At 68.2% G+C, this 22,802-nt stretch carries 21 protein-coding genes, 1 tRNA gene and 1 pseudogene; 13 read left to right on the plus strand and 10 right to left on the minus strand.

All coding sequences use genetic code 11. From position 1 onward, the window contains the following. The first annotated feature begins 424 nt into the window (after positions 1 to 424). A complete protein-coding gene (locus ACFYXF_RS48505; RefSeq protein ID WP_389360170.1) occupies positions 425 to 2,452 on the plus strand; it encodes a PA14 domain-containing protein in 2,028 nt (675 codons plus the stop codon). A gap of 69 nt (positions 2,453 to 2,521) precedes the next feature. On the opposite strand, the gene ACFYXF_RS48510 is transcribed toward ACFYXF_RS48505, so the two are convergent. The 5 genes from ACFYXF_RS48510 to ACFYXF_RS48530 all read right to left on the minus strand — a co-directional run bounded on the left by ACFYXF_RS48510 (position 2,522) and on the right by ACFYXF_RS48530 (position 7,864). After that, the gene (locus tag ACFYXF_RS48510; protein ID WP_389360172.1) at positions 2,522 to 2,968 is read right to left on the minus strand and encodes a heat shock protein transcriptional repressor HspR; all 447 of its coding nucleotides are present in this window, start codon (positions 2,966 to 2,968) and stop codon (positions 2,522 to 2,524) included. A 5-nt stretch (positions 2,969 to 2,973) separates the two neighbouring features. Then, positions 2,974 to 4,164, minus strand: coding sequence for a molecular chaperone DnaJ (gene dnaJ / locus ACFYXF_RS48515; RefSeq protein ID WP_369035328.1), 1,191 nt, complete (start codon positions 4,162 to 4,164; stop codon positions 2,974 to 2,976). Between the two features lie 45 nt (positions 4,165 to 4,209). Next, positions 4,210 to 4,866, minus strand: a complete 657-nt coding sequence (grpE, locus tag ACFYXF_RS48520) for a nucleotide exchange factor GrpE (protein ID WP_389360175.1) — start codon at positions 4,864 to 4,866, stop codon at positions 4,210 to 4,212. Beyond that, the gene (gene dnaK, locus ACFYXF_RS48525; RefSeq protein ID WP_389360177.1) at positions 4,863 to 6,728 is read right to left on the minus strand and encodes a molecular chaperone DnaK; all 1,866 of its coding nucleotides are present in this window, start codon (positions 6,726 to 6,728) and stop codon (positions 4,863 to 4,865) included. The genes grpE and dnaK overlap by 4 nt, the downstream gene beginning before the upstream one ends. Positions 6,729 to 6,835: 107 nt before the next feature. Further along, on the minus strand, positions 6,836 to 7,864 hold the full coding sequence (locus ACFYXF_RS48530) for an MraY family glycosyltransferase (protein WP_389360179.1): 1,029 nt from the start codon (positions 7,862 to 7,864) through the stop codon (positions 6,836 to 6,838). 235 nt (positions 7,865 to 8,099) lie between these two features. Between ACFYXF_RS48530 and ACFYXF_RS48535 the strand changes: the two genes are divergently transcribed. The 5 genes from ACFYXF_RS48535 to ACFYXF_RS48555 all read left to right on the plus strand — a co-directional run bounded on the left by ACFYXF_RS48535 (position 8,100) and on the right by ACFYXF_RS48555 (position 16,081). Further along, positions 8,100 to 10,367, plus strand: a complete 2,268-nt coding sequence (locus tag ACFYXF_RS48535; protein WP_389360181.1) for a heterodisulfide reductase-related iron-sulfur binding cluster — start codon at positions 8,100 to 8,102, stop codon at positions 10,365 to 10,367. 160 nt (positions 10,368 to 10,527) lie between these two features. Continuing rightward, positions 10,528 to 11,925 (plus strand): FG-GAP and VCBS repeat-containing protein, encoded by a 1,398-nt coding sequence (locus tag ACFYXF_RS48540; protein WP_389360183.1) that lies wholly within the window; start codon positions 10,528 to 10,530, stop codon positions 11,923 to 11,925. A gap of 123 nt (positions 11,926 to 12,048) precedes the next feature. Beyond that, positions 12,049 to 13,359, plus strand: a complete 1,311-nt coding sequence (locus ACFYXF_RS48545) for an FG-GAP repeat domain-containing protein (protein WP_389360185.1) — start codon at positions 12,049 to 12,051, stop codon at positions 13,357 to 13,359. A 217-nt stretch (positions 13,360 to 13,576) separates the two neighbouring features. After that, the gene (locus ACFYXF_RS48550; protein ID WP_389360187.1) at positions 13,577 to 14,962 is read left to right on the plus strand and encodes an FG-GAP and VCBS repeat-containing protein; all 1,386 of its coding nucleotides are present in this window, start codon (positions 13,577 to 13,579) and stop codon (positions 14,960 to 14,962) included. A 51-nt stretch (positions 14,963 to 15,013) separates the two neighbouring features. Continuing rightward, positions 15,014 to 16,081, plus strand: a complete 1,068-nt coding sequence (locus ACFYXF_RS48555; RefSeq protein WP_389360189.1) for a Yip1 family protein — start codon at positions 15,014 to 15,016, stop codon at positions 16,079 to 16,081. 289 nt (positions 16,082 to 16,370) lie between these two features. Here ACFYXF_RS48555 and ACFYXF_RS48560 read toward each other — a convergent pair whose 3' ends face one another. After that, complete coding sequence (locus tag ACFYXF_RS48560; RefSeq protein ID WP_389360191.1) at positions 16,371 to 17,153, minus strand: nuclease-related domain-containing protein; 783 nt, start codon at positions 17,151 to 17,153, stop codon at positions 16,371 to 16,373. Between the two features lie 230 nt (positions 17,154 to 17,383). Here ACFYXF_RS48560 and ACFYXF_RS48565 point away from each other — a divergent pair, with 230 nt between their 5' ends. Together ACFYXF_RS48565 and ACFYXF_RS48570 are read left to right on the plus strand one after the other, a co-directional pair. Then, on the plus strand, positions 17,384 to 17,608 hold the full coding sequence (locus tag ACFYXF_RS48565; RefSeq protein ID WP_389360193.1) for a hypothetical protein: 225 nt from the start codon (positions 17,384 to 17,386) through the stop codon (positions 17,606 to 17,608). Positions 17,609 to 17,791: 183 nt separating this feature from the next. Beyond that, positions 17,792 to 18,256, plus strand: a complete 465-nt coding sequence (locus ACFYXF_RS48570) for a hypothetical protein (RefSeq protein WP_389360195.1) — start codon at positions 17,792 to 17,794, stop codon at positions 18,254 to 18,256. A 68-nt stretch (positions 18,257 to 18,324) separates the two neighbouring features. On the opposite strand, the gene ACFYXF_RS48575 is transcribed toward ACFYXF_RS48570, so the two are convergent. From ACFYXF_RS48575 to ACFYXF_RS48585, 3 genes are all read right to left on the minus strand, one after another. Beyond that, positions 18,325 to 18,834 (minus strand): phosphoribosyltransferase, encoded by a 510-nt coding sequence (locus ACFYXF_RS48575; RefSeq protein WP_389360197.1) that lies wholly within the window; start codon positions 18,832 to 18,834, stop codon positions 18,325 to 18,327. A gap of 5 nt (positions 18,835 to 18,839) precedes the next feature. Beyond that, entirely contained in the window at positions 18,840 to 19,415 is a 576-nt protein-coding gene (gene dcd / locus ACFYXF_RS48580) for a dCTP deaminase (RefSeq protein ID WP_235476264.1), read from the minus strand. An 85-nt stretch (positions 19,416 to 19,500) separates the two neighbouring features. Then, positions 19,501 to 19,692: a hypothetical protein gene (locus tag ACFYXF_RS48585; protein ID WP_389360213.1), complete on the minus strand. Its 192-nt coding sequence runs from the start codon at positions 19,690 to 19,692 to the stop codon at positions 19,501 to 19,503. Between the two features lie 317 nt (positions 19,693 to 20,009). Here ACFYXF_RS48585 and ACFYXF_RS48590 point away from each other — a divergent pair. Continuing rightward, positions 20,010 to 20,083: transfer RNA gene (locus tag ACFYXF_RS48590), tRNA-Gly, on the plus strand. A 197-nt stretch (positions 20,084 to 20,280) separates the two neighbouring features. On the opposite strand, the pseudogene ACFYXF_RS48595 reads toward ACFYXF_RS48590, so the two are convergent. Next, positions 20,281 to 20,975: pseudogene (locus ACFYXF_RS48595) on the minus strand (GntR family transcriptional regulator). On the opposite strand from ACFYXF_RS48595, the gene ACFYXF_RS48600 reads away from it, so the two are divergent. From ACFYXF_RS48600 to ACFYXF_RS48615, 4 genes are all read left to right on the plus strand, one after another. Continuing rightward, positions 20,913 to 21,065, plus strand: coding sequence for a hypothetical protein (locus ACFYXF_RS48600; RefSeq protein WP_389360217.1), 153 nt, complete (start codon positions 20,913 to 20,915; stop codon positions 21,063 to 21,065). The pseudogene ACFYXF_RS48595 and the gene ACFYXF_RS48600 sit on opposite strands and share 63 nt — an antisense overlap. A gap of 113 nt (positions 21,066 to 21,178) precedes the next feature. Further along, the gene (locus ACFYXF_RS48605; protein WP_235479993.1) at positions 21,179 to 21,586 is read left to right on the plus strand and encodes an NUDIX hydrolase; all 408 of its coding nucleotides are present in this window, start codon (positions 21,179 to 21,181) and stop codon (positions 21,584 to 21,586) included. A 46-nt stretch (positions 21,587 to 21,632) separates the two neighbouring features. Next, positions 21,633 to 22,061 (plus strand): ATP-binding protein, encoded by a 429-nt coding sequence (locus tag ACFYXF_RS48610; RefSeq protein WP_389360199.1) that lies wholly within the window; start codon positions 21,633 to 21,635, stop codon positions 22,059 to 22,061. Then, positions 22,055 to 22,462 carry a hypothetical protein gene (locus tag ACFYXF_RS48615; protein WP_389360201.1) on the plus strand — a complete coding sequence of 136 codons (408 nt, stop codon included), beginning with the start codon at positions 22,055 to 22,057 and terminating at the stop codon, positions 22,460 to 22,462. The genes ACFYXF_RS48610 and ACFYXF_RS48615 overlap by 7 nt, the downstream gene beginning before the upstream one ends. Positions 22,463 to 22,802: the final 340 nt, after the last annotated feature.

The raw sequence follows: 22,802 nt of genomic DNA on the forward strand, positions 1-22,802 counted from the left end.
TACGATTGTTTTGCTGACCAGGGGATTCGTCTCCGTATCACCCGACGGAGTGAGGACGGAACGATCCACCGTCCCGCCATTGCTGCCGCCGTCACGGCGTACCCTCTTCGGGCAGTCGCAGAAGCGCCCATACGACCTTGCCAACCGTGTCGCGCGGTTCGGTGCCCCACGCATCGGCGAGTGCCTCCAGCAGTGCCAGGCCCCGCCCCGACTCGTCGTCGCCCGAACCTGGCCTTCGGCACCCAGACTTGGACCGCGTTCATGACGGCGCTGAAGGCCGACGAACTCCCCTCGGCCTGAGCAGCAGCCTGCCTCGCCCCTCTCGAACCTTCACGCAACACCCGTACAACCAAGCCCCGTCCTCACGAGTCCTGATGGTCAACGGCTCCCCCCTGCCGTCGACCATCAGGACCGAAGGACCGCATTGAACCCAGCCAGACGCACGACACCCGCGGCCACCACCGCGACCGCCGTCGTGCTCGCCACCGCCGGTGCCCTGCTCGGCACCGCCGCCCCGGTCGCCTCCGCCGCGACCACGTGCAACTCCCCGGTCTACAAGCGCCAGTTCTTCGCGAACACCGCCTTCTCCGGCACGCCGAAGCGAACCGACTGCGACACGGCCATCGCCGAGAACTGGGGCGCCAAGGCCCCCGCCACCGGCCTCCCGAAGGACAACTTCGGCGTCCGCTGGACCGTCACCCGCGACTTCGGCTCCGGCGGGCCCTTCGCCCTCACCGTCGCCGCGCAGGACGGCATCCGCGTGTACCTGGACGGCAAGGTCAAGGTCAACCTCTGGAAGAACGTCACCACGACCCAGAAGAAGACCGTCAACCTCGCCATCCCCTCCGGCAAACACACCCTCCGCGTCGACTACGCCAACTGGTCCGGCAACGCCAACGTCAACTTCGCCTACACGCCCAGGACTTCGGCGACCGTCGACAAGGTCAAACCGCTCGCGCCCACCGGAGCGTCCGCGACGTACGACAAGACCGCCGACAAGGTGAAGGTCAGCTGGGCGAAGAACAAGGAGATGGACCTCTCCGGCTACCGCGTCTACCGGCAGGTGCAAGGCAGAACCGGCTGGGCCAAGATCAGCGGCACGGCAAATCTCTCCGGGACCTCGTTCACCCAGCCGGTGGTGCCGACCGGCACCGCCTTCCTCTACGAGGTGCGGGCCGTGGACAAGGCGGGACACGAGTCGGCGGGCAGTGCCGACCAACTGGTCACCACCGTCGACCGGACCCCGCCGACCGTCACCGATCTGAAGGTCCTCAGCGAGACCGCCCTGGACGGATTGACCCTCTGGTGGATGTCCGACGGGGGGCCAATGACGTACCAGTTGCTGAGATCCAGTGCCGCCGACGGGCCGTTCGAGGTGATCGCAAGCAATCTGGGCAACTCCGCAGGCGATGAGACCGCCCCGTACGGGGAGACCTCGTACTACAAGGTCGCGGCGACCGACGCGGCGGGCAACACGGGGTACTCGTCAGTGGTGTCTTTCGCCCGGCCTCTCGCCGTGCCCCACCTGGTCAACAGCGTCAACCGGCCGGAAGACGGTGGCGGCGTCGATCTGACCTGGTGGATGTCGCCGTACGCGCCGGCGGAGTTCCGGGTGTACCGCCATGACGACACCGCCGGGACGCAGCTCGTGTCCTGCGACCCCGAGCTGACCGACACCACGTACGGACTCCGCTTCACCTACTCGTGCACCGACACCACCCCGGTGCCCAGTACGGCATACAGGTACTGGGTGACCTCCGTCGACGCCCTCGGGCGTGAGTCGAAGCCCTCACAACGCATCGGCAAGTTCTACAGGGATGCCACCGCCCCGCTAGCCGTCACCGGGTTCACGGCCACCGCCACCGAGTACGGCACGGTCCTGGACTGGGAGGACAGCCCAGCGGCCGACCTCGCCGAGTACAACGTCTTCCGGGTCAGCACGGAGAACGACGGCACCGACTACACCTGGGTGGGGCAGGCCGAGCCGGGAACCACCCGGTTCGTCGACACAGACCTCCAGGACGGTGAGACCCAGACATACTTCGTGGACGCCGTGGACACGTCCTCCAACTCGATCCACAACTCAGCAGGCGACCCCTACGAGACGACGCACACCACCGTCACCGAGCACGACCTGCGCCCCACCGTCGAGACCCCCGCAGACGGGCTGGTCAGCCTGAACGCCCAGGTCGCCGATGGCGCGACCGCGGTCGATCTCACGTGGGACCTGGACACCTCGTACTACGGGACGGACATCACCGGGTACCGGGTCTACCGATGGAACCCGGCCACCGCCGCGTACGAGCCCCTGACCGCCGCCCCGGTCACCGGTATGTCGTACACCGACACCACAGCCGCTGTCGGCACCACCCACTTCTACTGGGTGACCGCTCTCCACGCCGACGGCACGGAATCCGCCCCCGGTGACGCTTGGGTGGCCCTGGCACCCTGAGCACGTGAAGGGGCCCGGAGGTTCAACCGAACCTCCGGGCCCCTTCACACATGGACTTGGGACTACTGCCTAGTCCTTCGCCTTCTTCGGCCGCCAGACCACCAACGCACTGGTCTGCTGAACCTCCTGGTACGGCACCAGATCCCGCCGATAAGAAGCATGCACCGCCGCCTCCCGCTGCTGCATAGCCGCAGCGGCGCCGTCCAGCGCAGCCTCCATCTCCGCCACCCGTGACTGCAACGCAGCCACCTGGTTCTCCAGTTCGATGATCCGCTTGATGCCGGCCAGGTTGATGCCCTCGTCCTGCGACAGTGCCTGCACCGCGCGGAGCAGTTCGATGTCGCGGGCCGAGTAGCGGCGGCCCCGGCCGGCGGTGCGGTCGGGGGAGACCAGGCCCAGGCGGTCGTACTGGCGCAGGGTCTGGGGGTGCAGGCCCGAGAGCTGGGCCGCCACCGAGATGACGTAGACCGGGGTCTCTTGGGTCAGTTCATATGGGTTGCGTCGACGGCCGTCCATCTCGGTCAAGCTCCCTTCGCTGCCTCGAACAGCTCCGCCCGCGGATCCTCGTCCGCGGTCGCCTCGCGATACGCCTCCAGTGCGTCACGAGCCTTCCCCGTCAGCTCCGTCGGGACACTCACCTCGACGGTGACCAGCAGATCGCCCCGGGTGCCGTCCTTGCGGACCGCGCCCTTGCCCCGCGCGCGCATCGTGCGCCCGTTGGGCGTGCCCGGCGGCAGCTTCAGGGTGACCGGCGGGCCGCCCAGGGTCGGGACCCTGACCTCGCCGCCGAGTGCCGCCTCGACGAACGTCACCGGCACCGTCACCGTCAGGTTGTCTTCCTTGCGGCCGAAGACCGGGTGGGCGTCGACATGCACGGTGACGTACAGGTCGCCCGCCGGGCCGCCTCGCTCGCCCGGTGCTCCCTTGCCGCGCAGGCGGATGCGCTGGCCGTCGGCCACGCCCGCCGGGATGCGCACCTGCATCGTCCGGGAGGACTTGGCGCGTCCGCTGCCGTTGCAGACCAGGCACGCGTGCTCCGCGATCAGGCCCCGGCCCTTGCAGTCCGGGCAGGGGTCGGTCAACGAAAAGCCGCCGCCCGACCCCCTCGCCACCTGGCCAGTCCCCACGCACGTCGGACACACCCTCGGCGTGCCGTTCTTGTCGCCCGTCCCGGAACACGCCTTGCACGGTGACTGGGACGTCATGCGCAGCGGGACCGTCGCGCCGTCCACCGCCTCCGTGAAGCTCAGCGTGACCTCGGTGTCGATGTCCTGGCCGCGCCGGGGCTGCGTACGGGTGGTCCCGCCGCCGCCCCGGTTGAACAGGCCGCCGAAGACGTCCCCGATGCCACCGCCGAAGCCGCCCGGACCGGAGCCCGAGCCGGCCCCGCCCTGGGGGCCGCCGCCGAAGAGGTCGCCCAGGTCGAAGTTGAACGAACCGCCGCCCGCGCCCGGCCCGGGGCGGAAGCCGCCGTTACCGAAGAGGGCGCGGGCCTCGTCGTACTCCTTGCGCTTCTTGGGGTCGCCGAGGACGTCGTTCGCCTCGGAGATCTCCTTGAAGCGCTCCTCGGCCTTGGCGTTGCCCTTGTTGGCGTCCGGGTGGAACTCGCGGGCGAGTTTCCGGTACGCCTTCTTGATCTCGGCCTCGGTGGCGTCCTTGGGGACGCCGAGGACCTTGTAGAAGTCCTTCTCGATGAAGTCCTTGGTGCTCATCCCCGACGTCCCTCCTCTCCGGAGTCCCCCACCTCAGTGCTCACGTCAGCCCTCTTCCGGGCCACCGTTCTCCTTGCCGTCCGCCGACTCCGGGGAGTCGCCCTTGTCGGCCTGCGTCGCCCCGGGCTGGGGCTCGGCCACCGCGACCCGCGCGGGACGCAGGTTGCGCTCGCCGAAGCGGTAGCCCGGCTGCAGGATCGCCACGCAGGTCGTCTCCGTGACGTCCGGCGCGTACGAGTGCATCAGGGCCTCGTGGATCATCGGGTCGAAGGGCTCGCCCTCCTTGCCGAACTGCTGCAGGCCCATCTTGGCGGCGACGGTCTCCAGCGACTCGGCGACGGACTTGAACCCGCCGACCAGTTCGCCGTGTTCCCTCGCGCGGCCGATGTCGTCGAGCACGGGCAGGAGCTCGCTCAGGAGGCTCGCGATGGCGATCTCCTTGACCGTGATCCGGTCCCGCTCGACCCGGCGGCGGTAGTTCTGATACTCGGCCTGGAGCCGCTGGAGGTCCGCCGTGCGCTCACCGAGCGCCGTACGTACCTGGTCCAGCTGGGCCGTCAGACCGGCGACCTGTGCTGCTGCTGCGTCCCCGGCCGGGGCCGCCCCCTCCGAAGAGGGGGCGGCCTTCGGCTCGGCGTCGTCGGGGGTGGCGCCGGAAGGGACGTCGGGCTTCTCGTCGAAGCCCGGAGTCTCCTCCGTCACGCGGCACCGTCCTTGCGCTCGTCGTCGACGATCTCGGCGTCGACCACGTCGTCGTCGGCCTTCGGGGCGTCGGCGCCGGGCGCCGCGTCACCGGCGCCGGCGGCCTGACCCGCCTGGGCGTCGGCGTACATCGCCTGGCCCAGCTTCTGCGAGACGGCCGCGACCTTCTCGGTGGCGGTGCGGATCTCGGCCGTGTTGTCGCCCTCGGCGGCCTCGCCCTTGAGCGCGGTCTTCAGCTCCTCGATCGAGGCCTCGACCTCGGTCTTGATGTCGCCGGGGACCTTGTCCTCGTTGTCCTTGAGGAACTTCTCCGTCTGGTAGACGAGCTGCTCGCCCTGGTTGCGGGTCTCGGCGGCCTCGCGGCGACGGTGGTCCTCGTCCGCGTACTGCTCGGCCTCCTGGCGCATGCGGTCGACCTCGTCCTTCGGCAGCGAGGAGCCGCCGGTGACGGTCATCTTCTGCTCCTTGCCCGTGCCGAGGTCCTTCGCGGTCACGTGCATGATGCCGTTGGCGTCGATGTCGAAGGACACCTCGATCTGCGGGACACCGCGCGGGGCCGGCGGCAGACCCGTCAGCTCGAACATTCCGAGCTTCTTGTTGTACGCCGCGATCTCGCGCTCGCCCTGGTAGACCTGGATCTGCACGGAGGGCTGGTTGTCCTCGGCGGTGGTGAAGATCTCGGACCGCTTGGTCGGGATCGTCGTGTTCCGCTCGATGAGCTTGGTCATGATGCCGCCCTTGGTCTCGATACCCAGGGACAGCGGGGTGACGTCGAGGAGCAGTACGTCCTTGACCTCGCCCTTCAGGACACCGGCCTGGAGCGAGGCGCCGATGGCGACGACCTCGTCCGGGTTGACGCCCTTGTTGGCCTCGCGACCGCCGGTCAGCTCCTTGACCAGCTCGGCGACGGCGGGCATACGGGTCGAGCCACCGACGAGAACGACGTGGTCGATCTCGGAGAGAGCGATGCCCGCGTCCTTGATGACGTTGTGGAACGGCGTCTTGCAGCGCTCAAGGAGGTCGGCCGTCAGCTGCTGGAACTGGGCGCGCGTGAGCTTCTCGTCCAGGTGCAGCGGGCCCTCGGCGGACGCCGTGATGTAGGGCAGGTTGATCGAGGTCTCGGTGGACGAGGACAGCTCGATCTTGGCCTTCTCGGCGGCCTCGCGGAGGCGCTGGAGGGCCATCTTGTCCTTGCCGAGGTCCACGCCGTGGCCGGTGCGGAACTGCTGCACCAGGTAGTCCATGACGCGCTGGTCCCAGTCGTCACCACCGAGGTGGTTGTCACCGTTGGTGGCCTTCACCTCGACGACGCCGTCGCCGATCTCCAGGAGGGACACGTCGAAGGTGCCGCCACCGAGGTCGAAGACGAGGATCGTCTGGTCGTCCTTGTCGAGGCCGTACGCGAGCGCGGCCGCGGTGGGCTCGTTGACGATACGAAGGACGTTCAGGCCCGCGATCTCGCCGGCCTCCTTCGTCGCCTGGCGCTCGGAGTCGTTGAAGTAGGCCGGGACGGTGATGACCGCGTCCATGACCTTCTCGCCCAGGTACGCCTCGGCGTCGCGCTTCAGCTTCTGCAGGATGAAGGCGCTCATCTGCTGCGGGTTGAAGTTCTTGCCGTCGACCTCGATCTTCCAGTCGGTGCCCATGTGGCGCTTGACCGACCGGATGGTCCTGTCGACGTTGGTGACCGCCTGGCGCTTCGCCACCTCGCCGACCAGCACCTCACCGTTCTTCGCGAAGGCGACGACGGACGGCGTGGTCCTGGCACCCTCGGCGTTGGTGATGACGGTGGGCTCGCCGCCCTCCAGAACGCTGACGACGGAGTTAGTCGTGCCCAGGTCGATGCCGACCGCACGTGCCATTTCAATTCCTCCAGGGGAATGACGAAGTATGACTTGAGTGGAACGGACTCAAGTGTGCATCACTCCCGTCGCGCGGTCAACAGAGCTGAGTCGACCCCGCTCAACTCTTATCCGTTCCTTACGCGCAATGCCGCCCTGACCTGCGCCGACTGTACGGCCGGCGCCCGCCGCAGCCCGTACACGGGAACCCTCAGCAGCCCCAGTACGACCATCCCCACCACCCCCACCACCCACCAGAGCCCCGATCCCGCGACCCACCCGCCATGCGCGAGCACCCCCACCAGCACCGCCCCGAAGGCCCCCGCCCCGAGCAGCACGGCCGCCCCGCGCGGGGTGAGCCCCAGCCGCCGCAGCCGGTGCGCGAGATGGTCCGGGCCCCCGCGCGACAACGGCCGCCGCGCCACCCGCCGCGACACGACCACGAGCACCACGTCCGCGCCGGCCACGGCGGTGAGCGCGAACAACACCCCCGCGCTGGGCGCCAGTTCGTGCCCGGTCCGTACGACCACCGCCGCCGAGGCCAGCACGAACCCGGTGAACAGGGACCCGCACGCGCCGAACGCGATCCGCGCGGGATGCCAGTTGTGCATGAGGAACCCGGTGAGCGCGGCGGCCAGCACACTCAGCAGCACGGCGAGCCCGTCGAACACCTCGACGGCGGCACAGGCGCTCACCCCGAAGGCGGTCAGCACCCCGACCGTGCCCACGAGTCCGTCGGCGTGGTCCAGGGCCCGGAAGGCGACGGCGACGAACACGATCCAGCCGACGGCGAGCAGCCCGGCCCCGAACCCCAGCTCCCGGTACGGCACCACGAACGCGGCGGCGACGGCCGTACCGGCGACCAGGAACCGCGCCTTCACCCGCCGTACGTCGGCGACGAGCCCGAGCGCGCCGACGCCCGCCCCGGCGAGCAGCAGCGCACCGATCCCGTCCCCCAGAGGGGCGTACCCGGTCCACTCGCCCACCCCCGCGACCAGCCCGGTCGCGAGCACGACCGCGAGCCCGCCGAGCAGCGGCAGGGGCCGGGCCCGGCGCCGGTCGAGAACGCCGAGGCGCAGGGCGAGGGTCCGCAGGAGGGCGGTGAGGACGGCGGCGAGGAGGAGGGCTGAGCTGGCGGCGAGGATCCCGTAGAGCACGGGTTCACGTTAGATGGAAACGTAACAATTCTGTACGAATAACACGATCTACGACGATCGGCTTCGACCGGCAGGTCAGATGCCTACTCAGGTAAGCCTCAGCGACTCAGATCACTCCGCCGCTGACTACAGTGCGAGCCAAGATATGAGTAGTCTCTGACAGACTGCCTAAGTTACCGCTTAGTAATACCGCTTAACGTCAGTCATTACGTGCGCAGGCCTGAGGAGCCCCGACATGCAACTCGCCGCGATCATCGTGTCGCTGGTCCTGACCGTGGTCGGCGTCGCGCTGCTCGCACGCGCCATCGGTCAGTTCGTCCGGTACTTCAAACTCGGCCAGCCGGTCCCGGCCGGTGTCCGGACGGACAACCCCTACCAGCGCAGTGTGACGCTGGTGAAGGAGTTCCTCGGCCATACGCGCATGAACCGCTGGGGCATCGTCGGCTTCGCGCACTGGTTCGTCGCGGTCGGCTTCCTGACCCTGCCGCCGACCCTCGCCCAGGCCTTCGGCCAGCTGTTCTCGGCGGACTGGACGCTCCCGGTCATCGGCGGCTTCCTGCCGTTCGAGATGTACATCGAGTTCATCGGCGTGATGACGATCCTCGGCATCGCCGTACTGATCGTGATCCGCCTGCTGAACCTGCCCTCGCGCCCCGGCCGCAAGTCCCGCTTCGCGGGCTCCAAGGCGGGCCAGGCGTACTTCGTCGAGTACGTCATCCTCACCATCGGCCTCGCGATCTACGTACTGCGCGGCCTCGAGGGCGCGATCCACCACGTCGAGCACTACGAGGCCGGGTACTTCGCCTCGTACCCCCTCGTCCTCGCCTTCAAGGGCCTGAGCGTCGGCACGCTCCAGAACCTCATCTACCTCACCGCGATGGTGAAGATCAGCACGTCGTTCATCTGGATGATCGTCGTCTCGCTCAACACCAACATGGGTGTGGCCTGGCACCGCTTCCTCGCCTTCCCGAACATCTGGTTCAAGCGCGAGGCGACCGGCGGCACGGCCCTGGGCGCCCTCCAGCCGATGACCTCCGGCGGCAAGCCCATCGACTTCACGGACCCCGGCGACGACGACGTCTTCGGCGTCAGCCAGGTGGAGCAGTTCTCCTGGAAGGGCCTGCTCGACTTCTCCACGTGTACGGAGTGCGGTCGCTGCCAGTCGCAGTGCCCGGCCTGGAACACCGGCAAGCCCCTCTCCCCCAAGCTCCTGATCATGTCGCTGCGGGACCACGCCCACGCCAAGGCCCCGTACCTGCTGGCGGGCGGCGGCAAGACGATGGAGGGCGAGGAGAAGGCGTCCGAGGAGCAGCTGAAGGACGTCCCCGCCGCCGCCCTCGCCGAGGCCGAGCGCCCGCTGATCGGCACCCTCGAAGAGAACGGCGTCATCGACCCGGACGTCCTGTGGTCCTGCACGACCTGCGGTGCCTGCGTCGAGCAGTGCCCGGTGGACATCGAGCACGTCGACCACATCGTCGACATGCGCCGCTACCAGGTGATGATCGAGAGCGCGTTCCCCTCCGAGGCGGGCACGATGCTCAAGAACCTGGAGAAGAAGGGCAACCCCTGGGGCCTGGCGAAGAAGCAGCGCCTCGAATGGCTCAAGGAACTCGACTTCGAGGTCCCGGTCGTCGGCCAGGACATCGAGGACCTGACCGAGGTCGAGTACCTGTACTGGGTCGGCTGCGCGGGTTCCCTGGAAGACCGCGCCAAGAAGACCACCAAGGCGTTCGCCGAACTCCTCCACATCGCGGGCGTCAAGTTCGCGATCATGGGCGGCGACGAGAAGTGCACCGGTGACTCGGCACGGCGTCTCGGCAACGAGCCGCTGTTCCAGGAGCTGGGCATGGAGAACGTGGCCGCGCTGAACATGGCCTTCGGCGAGGACGACGAGGACGAGTCGACCAAGAAGCCGCGCTCGGCGAAGAAGATCGTCGCCACCTGCCCGCACTGCCTGAACACCATCGGCAACGAGTACCCGCAGCTCGGCGGCGACTACGAGACCATCCACCACACCCAGCTGCTCCAGCACCTCATCGACGAGGGCAAGCTACTCCCGGTGACCCCGGTCGACGGCCTCATCACCTACCACGACCCCTGCTACCTGGGCCGCCACAACAAGATCTACACGCCCCCGCGCGAGATCATGTCGGCCGTCCCGGGCCTGCGCCAGCAGGAGATGCACCGCCACAAGGAACGCGGCTTCTGCTGTGGCGCGGGCGGCGCGCGGATGTGGATGGAGGAGCGGATCGGCAAGCGCATCAACAACGAGCGCGTCGACGAGGCCCTGTCCCTGAACCCGGACATCGTCTCGACGGCCTGCCCGTTCTGCCTGGTCATGCTGACCGACTCGGTCAACGGCAAGAAGAACGAGGGCAAGGCGAAGGAGTCCATCACGGTGGTGGACGTCGCCCAGCTGCTCCTGGAGTCCGTGAAGACCCCGGTCGACCCGGAGGGCACCGCGGAGGCCGAGAACGCGCCGGAACCGGAGTCGGTGAAGTAGGTCCGAGGACAGGTTCGAGAGCAGATCCGGGCGGGGCCGGCGCCGATGGCGTCGGCCCCGCCCGCGTTCGCCCTCACATTCACCGAACTCCCGTACAACCATTGCCACTTGCCGTAAGTCTCCTCATCGCCCCGGTGATCGCCGCGACCTTGGAGACCTCTTGCGTTCCCGTGCCTCCCTCCTGACAACAGCCCTCCTCGCCGCCACCTTGAGTCCGATCGCCCTCGGCGCCCCGGCCTCGGCCGCCCCGGCGAAGCACGTGGACGACTTCAACGGCGACGGCCACCGCGACCTGCTCCTCGGCGACGACTCCGCCACCGTGGCCGGGAAGGGGGACGCGGGCGCCGTCGTCGTCATCTGGGGCTCGGCGACGGGGCTGAACCCCGCCAAGCGCTCGGTGATCACGCAGAACAGCCCCGGCATCGCGGGCGTGGCCGAGACGAAGGACTACTTCGGCGCGAAGGTCACCTCGGCCGACCTGAACAAGGACGGCTACGCGGACGTCGTCGCCAGCTCCCCCGGCGAACTGCACGCCGGCCGCCACGGCACGCTCACCGTCCTGTGGGGCTCCAAGTCGGGCCTGACCAAGGGCAGCATCTACGCGTCCCCGGGCAGCAAGGCGGAGCCCTTCGGCCTGGACGCCGCCATCGGCGACTTCAACGCCGACGGCCACCTCGACATCGTGTCCGTGGACGGCGAGTTCGTCTGGTTCCTGCGCGGCCCGTTCACCAAGGCCGGCGGACGCGGCAAGGCCACCAACCTCGACCCGTGGGACGGCGAGGACATCAGGCCCGAGATGGTGGTCGCCGGCAAGGTCACCAAGGACGCCACCGCCGACTTCGCGGTCATCGGCTACGACCTGGACACCAACAGCAAGCGGCTCTGGTTCTACAAGGGCGGCAGGAACGGCCCCGCCAAGCCCTGGAAGCGCACCGTGCCCGCCGCCTTCGACTCCATCGGCTCCAGCGCCGTGATCGCCGACTTCAACCGCGACGGCTACGGCGACCTCGCGCTCGGCGTCTCCCGCTCGGGCCGGGGCGGCGCGGTCCACGTCCTGCCCGGCACGGCCACCGGACCGGCCGGCAGAATGCTCACCCTCACCCAGAACACCGCGGGCGTCCCCGGCAGCGTGGAGGACAGCGACTACTTCGGGTACGACGTCTCGGCGGCCGACACCAACGGTGACGGCTACCCGGACCTGGCCGTCGGCGCCCCCTACGAGGCGATCGGCACCAGCCCCTGGGCCGACGGCTCGATCACCGTCCTGCGCGGCGGCTCCACCGGCCTCACCGGCCGGAACTCGCGCCAGTACGACCGCACCACCCCCGGCCTGCCGAACGTCTCCCCCGACAACGCCTGGCTCGGCGCCTCCCTCCTCCTGCGCGACTTCAACGGCGACGGCCGCGCCGAGCTGATCGCCACGGCCAACGAGGGGGGCCGTCTCCACATCCTCCCCGGCACCTCGGCCGGCCCGACGGGCACCGGCTCCCGCACGCTCACCGTCCCCCAACTGGGCCTGGGAGCACGGGCGTTCATGGCGGCGGAACTGGCGGACTGACCGCCGTACTGATCGAGCACCCCTGTGTCGTGTTCCGCACCGGCACAGGGGTGTCTTCACATCTCGAACACGTGCATCATTACTGAGTAGTTGCCAATGGGGTCAACGGTCAGGACGAGGTGCATGGTGCGCGTGCGAAGAGGCGGTCGGGGTACGGCGGTCACCGGCGGGTTGGCGGCCATCGGCGCCCTGGTGGCACTCACCGCGTGCGGTCCCGCGACAGGGGACACCGACGCCGCCGCCCAGACCCCGATCCAGGCCGCCAAGGCCCCCGCCCAGCGCCCGATACCGCAGGGCGACGGCAGCAAGGTCGCCGACGACTTCAACGGTGACGGTCACCGCGACCTGGTCCTCAACGACCTCGTCAAGGACCAGCTCCACACGGACGACGCCGGAATCGGCATCGTCTACGGCTCACCGACCGGACTCGTCCCCGGCGCCCGGCAGTTGCTGAGTCCGGCCCGTCAAGCGGCCCGTACGAAGGGCCAGTTGCCGGCGGTCTTCGACGCGGAGGCAAGCTGCGACCTCGACGGCGACGGCTTCACCGACCTGGTCGTGTCGACCGACCCGCCGTACGACGGCCAGGGCCAGCCCCCGGTGCCCCTCCAGCTCCTCTTCGGCTCCCCTGACGGCCTCACCGGCCGCGCGGTCGCCCTCACGATCCCGGCGGGCGCCCGCGCCGGCAACGACTGGCCCGACCAGCCGGTGTGCGGCGACTTCGACGGGGACGGCGCCCAGGACCTGGTCGTCCACGCCTCCGACGAGCAACTCAGCTATCTGCGCGGCCCGTTCACCCGCAAGGGCGCCCCGAGCAAGGCCGGTGCGCCGATCACCGCCCCCGGCAACGTCCCGACGGGCCCGGCGGCCGACGTGAACCATGACGGATACGACGACCTGGCCGTCCGTACGACGGAGGGCACCTCCAAGTCGGCGGTCGTCCTCGGCGGCCCGGACGGTCCCACCCGCACGGGTACGGCGCTGCCCGAGGGCATCGACGTCGCCCTCGGCCGCTTCGGCAAGGGGCGCGACCTGGACGCGGCGGTGGGCGCGATGGGCGAAACGTCCCTGCGGTACGACCTCCCCGACGCGACCTCCGGCACCCTCGCCTCCCCCGGCTCGATGCTCGACACCGGCGACTTCGACGGCGACGGCCGCGACGAACTCGTCTCCAGCGGCTCCCGGTTGAGGGTCTTCCGGGCCCAGAGCGCGGCGGCCGGCATCTCGGCGAAGGGCATGGTGACCGTCGCGCCACCGGCGAGGGGGACGACGCGCGTCCTGACGGTCGGCGACTTCGACGGCGACGGACGGGCCGACCTGGCGGTACGGACGTACCGGGGAGAGACCTGGGACGAGGTGGCCGTGTACGCCGGGGTCAAGGGCGACCTGGTGGCGGCGGAGCCGTCGGTGACGTTCTCCAGCTCGGAGTTCCTGTAGGAAGTAGGAAGTAGGAAATGGAGTGTCGTACTCCCGTCACACGTGTCGTGCTCCCGTAACACCTGTCGTGAAGAGCCGTACTCCGCACAACCATCGGCCACAAGCGCGGGTCTTCCACGTGCTCGCGGCTGACCACCGCGCGGATCAACCGATGTAACCGATGTAACCGATGTAGACGAACCGCACGAAGCAGACGAAGCAAACGGGGAGATCAACCATGCGCAGACGCACCATCACCGCGGCCGTAGCCACCGCCCTGCTCGCCACCGGCCTGGCGCCGCTGGCCCTGAGCACCCCCGCCACGGCCGCCGCCGCCAAGTACGCCGACGACTTCAACGGCGACGGCTACCGGGACTACGCCGAGTACTCCTACGGCGCCGAGTACGAGTTCCCGGGCGGCGCCGTCAAGGTCACCTTCGGCACGGCGAACGGGCCGGGCACCAAGGTCCAGTACGTCAGCCAGAACAGCGCCGGTGTCCCCGGCTCCGACGAGGCCGACGACTACTTCGGCGAGGTCAGGGCCGCCGCCGACTTCAACGCCGACGGGTACGGCGACCTGGCCGTCGCCGCCACCGGCGAGGACCTCGCCGGACGGGTCAACGAGGGCACGGTCACCATCCTGTGGGGCAGCAGGACCGGCCTGTCCGGCGGTACGAACCTCCCGGCGCGCACGCACACCTCGTACGGCCGGATGGGCGCGGACCTCGCGGTCGGCGACTTCAACGGGGACGGCAAGAAGGACCTGGCGCTCGTCGCGGGCGGCAAGGCGTGGGTCTACCTGGGCACCATCTCCCGTACGGGCGTGGCCGGTTCGATCACCTCCTACGACCGGGACAACATCTACTTCGAGGTCACCTCACTCGTCGCGGGCAATGTGACCGGCGACAAGAAGACCGACCTCGTCGCCATCGGCGACGTAGTGGGCGAGAACTACATCGGCTCGGACGCCTGGTTCCTCAAGGGCGGCAGCAGCAAGCTGACCCCCGGCCGCACGCTCCGCTTGGAGGGCAAAAACAGCGCCGGCGGCGAGAGCGAGCGCGGCGGCGACGGCGTCATCGCCGACTTCAACAAGGACGGCAAGGGCGACATCGCCATCGGCACGCCTCTCTTCTCGTCCTACCGGGGCGAGGTCAGCGTCTGGTACGGCGCCGCCGCCGGCCCCGCCAAGTCCGCCCGCTTCACCCAGAACACGGCCGGCATCGCGGACACCGCGGAGACGTACGACAACTTCGGCGCGAGCATCGCCGCCGGCGACATCAACGGCGACGGCTACCGCGACCTCGCGATCGGCTCGTACGGCGAACGGATCGCCGGCAAGCCGTACGCGGGCGGGTTCCACGTCCTGTACGGCCGCGCCGGGGGCCTGACGACCGCCGGCTCGCAGTGGCTCGCCCGCAGCTCGGCGGGCATCCCGGGCGATGTCGCCGAGAGCGACATGTTCGGCGCGAAGCTCCGCCTGCGCGACAGCAACGGCGACGGCAAGGCCGACCTGTACGTCTCGGGCAGCACGGGTTCGGTACGGCTGCTCGGCTCGGCGACGGGGATCAGGACGACGGGGGCCACGTCGGTGCCGGAGAGTGTGATCGACGGGATGCTCCCGTAGGGGAACCGGGCAGGTGCTCCCCTAGGGAAAGGGCGCGGGCCCCCTTAAGGGATGTCACAGGTCGGCAGCAAAGGGGGGCCCGGAACCCCGGGCCCCACACGCCACTCGTCAGGACCAGGTACGTTCGATGACGTGGCTGGATTCAGGATCGGACGCGGCGGCCGGGACAACCGCCCCCCGCAAGCGCGACCGCAACAAAACCCGCGGCAGCAGCCGTACGGCCAGCAGCCCCCGCAGGGCGGCCCGTCGTACGGCTACCCGTCCGCGCCTCAGCAACCGTACGGCGGCGGACAGCCGTCGTACGGCGGCCAGGGCGGCGCCGGACGGCAGTGGCCCCCGCAGGCGACCGCGGGCAGCGGCGGTTACAACGGACCCGGGGGACACGGCGAGCCGGAGTACTTCGGCGACGACGGACACGGCGGTCAGCACGGGCACGGCCCCCAAGGCCACCCCAATCACCCCGTGGACCCGTACGCGGCCAACAACCCTGGTCACACACAGGCGTTCACGGTCGGCGACGACGGGTACCACCAGGGCGACACCTACCGCGCCGGCGCCGCCTCGGCCCCGCCGGCCGGTCCGCGACTGCGCTGGAAGGAACTGCTGAGGGGCATCGTCACCGCCCCCGACCGCACGTTCCTCCAGATGCGCGACTACCAGGTGTGGGCACCCGCCCTCGTCGTCACGTTCCTGTACGGCCTGATCGCCGTCTTCGGGTTCGACGACACGCGCGAGGACACGATAAACGCCACCCTCAACAACGCGATCCCGATCGTGCTGACGACGGGCGTGGCGATGGTCCTGAGCGCCTTCGTGCTGGGCGTGGTCACCCACACCCTGGCCCGCCAGCTCGGCGGCGACGGCGCCTGGCAGCCGACGGTGGGCCTGTCGATGCTGATCATGTCGATCACGGACGCCCCCCGCCTGCTCGTCGCGATGTTCGCGGGCGGCGACGCACCCTTCGTACAGATCCTGGGCTGGGCGACGTGGGTGGCGGCGGGAGTCCTGCTGACCCTGATGGTCCGCCGCTCCCACGACCTGCCGTGGCCGAAGGCACTGGGGGCGTCGGCGATCCAGCTGATCGCGCTGCTTTCGATCGTGAAGCTGGGGACGTTCTAGGGGCGTCCCTGATGGGGCTCCCCGTCGGTGCCGGGAGCCCCTCGTGCATCACGTATCACTGATAGGTGAACGTGGCACTTGGGCCTGTGATCAATCTCGAAGAACACGGCATCGTCGCTGATCGCGAACGTGATCGATACCACGTAGGGCACTGTCAGCACCGGCAGTCGCCAAGTGTGCGACCGGCGACGATGCGAACCTCGTACGAGCATCGGCAGAAGCGAGTCTCACGTGGTCACCGTGTCCGGATGGGCAGGCGACGACGGCGCGCGTCCAACTCGATCACGGGCTAGGCCCAGGTTCGACGATCGCGAGCGACGGCGTAGACGAACTCGATCTCTTCCGGCCCCAGTACCCCCTCTTGCCGCCGGAACCGCGAGATCTCTCGATCCTTGACCACTTTGACGTCGTCAAGGGACTCGGTGACCGTGATGTCGGCCGCAGAGACGAAGACGAGCACTGGAACCACCTTCACCGGGAAGCCGCAAGCCCTGGTCAGCACCGCTGACGTCCGACTGCCTTCATGGCGACTGTTGCGGACGTACGGGTGCCCTCGACCACCGTTCACCTTCACCGCGCTGTCGCCCACCCAGATTCGGGCGTTGCGAAGGTACTTGGTGTTGAGGCAGAAGACGCCACCAGGTCCGATCAGCAGGTGATCGATGTCCGCCCCGCTCGGCAGGGGAATGGAGTGGAGCGGATGCCAGCCCCGCCTCTTGAGCCGATCGAGCTTGGCGCCGACGATCCGTTCCCCAGCGATTCCCTTCCGCCAAGAGTCGCGGTCATCGTTCTGACGCCACAGGCGCATCACTTGCCTGGTCATCCAGGTTGGCGCTCCCTCCAGTTGCGGCAGGAGAGAATCGCCAGGCCGGTTCACGGCAAGATCATCGGCCACGGACAGGGGAGGCGGGGCGGCCGACGACAGTGGCGCACCGGAAGCGCGAGTGGAGATGGCGACCAGGTGAGGCGCCAAGGCATCCAACGCTTGATCCCGGTACGACGCCTGACGCAGTTCCAGATGCCCAGAAGCGCAGTCGTACCAGGCAACGGTCTCGCCACCTTCAGTGGCCACGTAGAGCCGATCGTGCCCATGACGCCTCCACCGCTTGACCACTAAGCCGGACATTCCCACCTCGCTGGACGACGACGCATCCCCGTGATGGCACCAACTCCCGCGCCGAACCGCAAGAAGGCGTCCAGTCATCAACTCGCAGGCAGGCCTGAGCTGTTACAGGTCTCTCTACCTCATCAAGGCCGTTCGTACAGTGGCGCGCTACAGTGCCGGTTCCTGGAGGGGCGGCGATGACTGAGAAACCTGGAAAGCGCAGGCTGTATGGCCTCTGGATCACGATGATGATCTATATCTCCGGCAGGGTCACCGTGTGGCCCTATCTGGAAGGACACCGGTTCGCTCAGGAGATAGCCATCTTTGGGCTCATGACGCTTGCCTACCTGCTCGGCTTCGCGGGTGGATGCTCACGCGGGAGCACCACTCCCGGCCGTGAGAAGCCTCAAGCAGACCACTGATCTCCTACATCACTGGCTGACACAAACAGCCACGAACAGGGGCAGTCAGGCTGCAAGGTCCCGCATGCATGTCCATAGAGCATCGCGCTCAAGAGCATTCGACATGCACCACCCATATGAGCCAGAAGCATCAGCCCGTTTTGCCTATAGTGCCCCGGAATAGGGGTGTCTCATCTTTGTACGATGCACTGGACCACCTTCTTAGCCGCAGCAGTGGGAGCCATTGCGGGCGCACTCGGCACCGGGATAGCCGATCGCTTCCGCTGGCATCGAGACGTATCGGAACGGGAGCGACAGGCATTACAGGACGCCTATGCGGAGTTCCTGGATTCAGCCAAACGAACAGGCAGCGCAATAAGCCAAGTAGCCCACGACCCAGCGCTGTCGCTCGAAGATCGCGCCAAGCAGGCCAGACTCGCCATGGATCAGCACGGCTTGTATGAGAAGCAGGCTCACGTCGAACTCTGTGCACCGGAATCGATCTTCCCTCTGCTCAAAGATCTGGTGCGCGACCTCCTCTCGCTTCGGGATGAAGTCTCCCGAGGAGGTGAGCCAAGTGCCCCGAACTACGAAGACGTGTGGTTGAGCATTCACCGCGACTCCGTGAACCTACGCGGGGCCATGCGCACCACACTCGCCAGGAAGTAGCTCAGCCTTCCGCTCACTCCGTCCAGCCCGCGAAAGCCCGCCTCTCAACCGCGTACAGCAACGCCAGGTCAGAGCGCTTCCTTGGACGGAGTGATCGGCTCCCCCGACTTACGTACTACAGGCAAGACACTCCACGGGAAGTTGATCCACTCGTCGGTGCGCTTCCACACGTACTCGCACTTCACAAGGGACTGCGTCTTCTCGTAGATGACGGCGCTGCGCACCTCGGCGACGGCGTCCAGACAGAAATCCCGCACCAGCTTGAGCGTCTTGCCGGTGTCGGCGACGTCGTCGGTAATGAGGACCTTCTTGTCGGAGAAGTCGATGGCGTTGGGAACAGGCGCGAGCATGACGGGCATGGGGAGTGTGGTCCCGACGCCGGTATAGAACTCCACGTTTACAAGATGGATGTTTTTGCAGTCAAGGGCATAGGCAAGCCCCCCGGCCACGAACACACCCCCACGCGCGATGCTGAGCACGACGTCGGGCTCGTACCCGTCGTCGGCGATGGTCTGCGCGAGTTCACGAACAGCGACGCCGAACACCTCGTAGGTCAGGTTCTCCCGTATGTCACTCATGGCGCTCAGACCTGCGTCCGGTGGAAGTTGAGGAAGGACCGGGAGGCGGTGGGTCCGCGCTGCCCCTGGTACCGGGAGCCGTAGCGCTCGCTGCCGTACGGGAACTCGGCGGGCGAGGTCAGCCGGAAGAGACACAGCTGGCCGATCTTCATACCGGGCCAGAGCTTGATGGGGAGGGTGGCGAGGTTGGAGAGTTCGAGGGTGACGTGCCCGGAGAACCCGGGGTCGATGAACCCGGCGGTGGAATGGGTGACGAGTCCGAGCCGCCCGAGCGAACTCTTGCCTTCGAGACGGGAGGCGAGGTCGTCGGGGAGGCTGACAACCTCGTAGGTCGAAGCGAGCACGAACTCCCCGGGGTGGAGGATGAACGGCTCGTCGCCCTCGGGCTCGACGAGCCGCGTGAGGTCCGCCTGTTCGATCGACGGATCGATGTGGGGGTAGCGGTGGTTCTCGAACACCCGGAAGAAGCGGTCGAGGCGCACGTCCACGCTCGACGGCTGAACCATGGATTCGTCGTAGGGATCGATCCGTACTCGCCCGGCGTCGATCTCGGCCCGGATGTCCTTGTCTGAGAGAAGCACGCCCCGAGGATACGCAAGGCGCGCGGACCCGCCACAATCGGACGGCCCCGCGCGCCTACAACTGCTCTTGCTTGACTACGTACTGCTACTTGCTGCTACCGCTGCGATGCGGCTGATGCTGCTGCTGCTCCAACGTCACCGGCACCACACTGCGCAGCCGCGCGCAGCGGGGACACCGGACCAGCCGGCCAGGGCCGAGCCGCTCGGCCTGCTGCATCGGGAACGAAGCGGTGCTGAACACGTGCCCTTCGGCACAACGGACGACGGTGCGCTCGATCAAGTCCTCAGAGTCCCTTCCCCAAGAGCCGTCGCCGGTCACTGTCGAGACCAACGAGGAAAGCCACATTACGGGACGAAAAGGGCGGCCTCCAGGCGGCACTCCGGTCCCGCCCGACCCCTCTTCCGCGCCCCCACCGTACGCCCCAACTCCGGCCGCCCGCAGCCCGGCCACCCCGCGAAAACCCACTCGGCCCGCACTTGGAACACACCCGGAATCAGCCGGAAACGGGGGCGGGCCCCACGGCTCGGCGCCGGGGGCCTGGCATGAGGTAGAGTGACTGAGCGTTCCGACACCGGCTCAGACCGGCGTCTTACGCGGGTGTAGTTTAGTGGTAGAACATCAGCTTCCCAAGCTGAGAGTGCGAGTTCGATTCTCGTCACCCGCTCCATACTCCATCGCAAAGGCCCAGGTCAGTGACCGGGGCCTTTTTGGGTGTCCGCCTTCTTGCGGCACAACCGGAACTTCCTGGCGAGCCTTGCGTACAGTCACGTCGAGACCAGCGGCAACTTCCTGCCTACCGTGCCTGTTTGGCGTGTACGAGCCTGGAGAAGCAGCCCCGCGCACCACCCCACCCCCGTCATGCGCTCACGTTGCCGGGAGCTGGTACGACAGCACGTACGCGTCCGCCGCCATCACGGTGTCGCAGACCTCCACGGCTCGCCCCTCGGTGTCGTACGCGGTACGGATCAGGTGGATCACGGGCACGCCGGGGGCCAGCCGCAGCGTCTTGACTTCTGCGGGCGCGGGCATGCGGGCGCGAATCTCTTCCTCGAAGTGGTCGAGCCGGTGCCCGAGTTCCTCAAGGCGAGCATAGATACCGCCGGGTCCGGGGTTGGGCTCGGCGATCGGCGTACCGCGAGCGATGTCGAGCGGGAGGTAGGAGGCGGCGAACTCGACCGGCTTCCCGTCGAGGAGATACCGCCGCCGACGAACCAGCACACGCCGTACGGAACCGAGCCGGGCGGAGATGTCCTGACTGGCCTTCTCTTCCTTGACCTCAAGACTGTCGACCTGGGGGTGACTGCCGGCCGCGTCGGCCTCCACGATGAACGCGGACTTCCCCTGCCTCTGTGCCGCCGCGCGAACCGGTCGGAGGCGAGCCGCCGCACAGGCGGCCGGGGCCGCACGAACACGCCCTTCCCGTGCTCGGCATGCACGAGTCCCTCCCCCTGGAGGACGGAAAGGGAGTTGCGGACGGTCATCCGGGAAACCCCGTAGTGCTCGACGAGCTCAGCTTCGGAGGGCAGCTTGTCACCCTCCGCAAATCGCCCCCGACCGATGGCCTCGCGCAGCTGATCGGCGATCTGCCGGAAGACCGCACGATCGCTCGTGGGGTCGAGATCACCAAGCAGACCGGCGTACGGGAGTGAACTCACACGTACTCCTTTAGATATCTAGACGAGTGGGTGAGTGCTGTTGCTACGGTGGAGAGCCTAGCCACCTGAGAGGGCCGAGGAACGTGAGCACTGACCGTCCGCACTCCGTGAGCGTTGCCGGAGTCATCGTCGACGACCAGGGCCGCGCTCTGTTGATCCAGCGCCGCGACAACGGCCAGTGGGAACCCCCGGGTGGCGTCCTCGAACGTGAGGAAACCATCCCCGAGGCCCTGCAACGCGAGGTCCTCGAAGAAACCGGCATCAAGATCGCAGTCCCGGCGACCCTCACCGGCGTCTACAAAAACATGACGGGCCTGATCGTCTCGCTGGTCTTCCGCTGCGAGGCCGACAAGGGCACCCCCACCACCGGAACCGAGACCCGCGCGCTGCGTTGGGCCACCCGTGAAGAAGTCTCCGAGCTTGCCGACGAGGCGTACGCGATCCGCGTCCTGGACGCACTCGACGCCACTTCCCCGCCGGCCGTCCGCGCCCATGACGGCGTGAAACTCGTCTAGCCCGAACCCGCTGCACATGGCGGCCTACCAGCACGAAGGAACTTGTATGCACGAGTATACGAGCACAGCGCGGGTCTGGGGACTCACCTGCCCAGGTTTCCCAGAAGAGATCAGCCGGGCCCGCCGCTGGACCCGCGACATCCTTCGCGACTCCCCCATGGCCAACGACGCCGAACTGATCGTGAGCGAACTGAGCACGAACGCCGTCCTCCACACGGCCAGCGGCCTGGAGGCCGGAAGCTTCCATCTGGCGCTCGCGGTGTCGGCGCAGGTGATCGCGCTGTCGGTCACGGACGACGGGGGCACAGGCACGGCCCCGAAAGTCGAGCACCGGGACCAGGATGCGGAGCACGGCCGGGGCCTGGGCATGGTGAACGCACTCGCCCACCGGGTCGTGGTCCACGACAGCCAGGGCGGCTACACGGTGACCGCGGAACTCTTCACCGCCACCCGCCCGGGAGACCACCCGTGCTGACCAACTGGCCCCGCCGGGGCTTCTGGTGCGAGTGCTGGACCGAAGACCTCACCGAGGCGGAGCCACCTGTACTCCGGGGATCCTTCGACGCCTACTCGCCACCCCAGGCAGACAGATGGATCGCCATCGCGCTGCGCACCATCTCACCGGCACTCGACTCGGACGCCTCCGACGAGACATGGGCCTGGCTCTACGAAGGACGCATCGAAACGAGGAGAGCCCTCCTGCATGCGAGGCCCTGCACGGTGTCAGTCACCCACGCCGATACCCGCATCACTTGGACCGTCCGACCGGCGCTCTTCCTACCCCTGGCACACCGCTACGGAGCCGAACTCCCAGCGTGCACACACGACTTCAAAGCCCCCACCAGCCATAGAACCGAACCCCAGCAGGCCGACTGAGTTACAACTTTCTCTACTGGTTCAAGGCGGCTCGCTCCGCTCCCCGCACGCGGCCCGGCCCCCGGCCGGGCCTGCACTCCTGTCTCCGCCCCGCTCCAGCCCGCCCGGCGCCCATGCCGCGCTCTCGGCGGTCAGCTACCTGATGTCAGAAAAGGGGCATGCCGCAACTGGGGCAGTCGGCTCCACAGCTTCGACCACCTCCCCGATCAGGGTCCCGCGTCGAGCATGGCCAGGGGCACTCGCACTAACAACGGCTAACACAAAGAGGTGGATCGGCGCTGACGGCCGCGTCCAGGGCGGGAGTTGAGCGTTCCGTCTGGTGTGGGGATGTCGCCGTGGA

Source organism: Streptomyces sp. NPDC002680 (assembly GCF_042889145.1).
Taxonomy (GTDB): domain Bacteria; phylum Actinomycetota; class Actinomycetes; order Streptomycetales; family Streptomycetaceae; genus Streptomyces; species Streptomyces adonidis.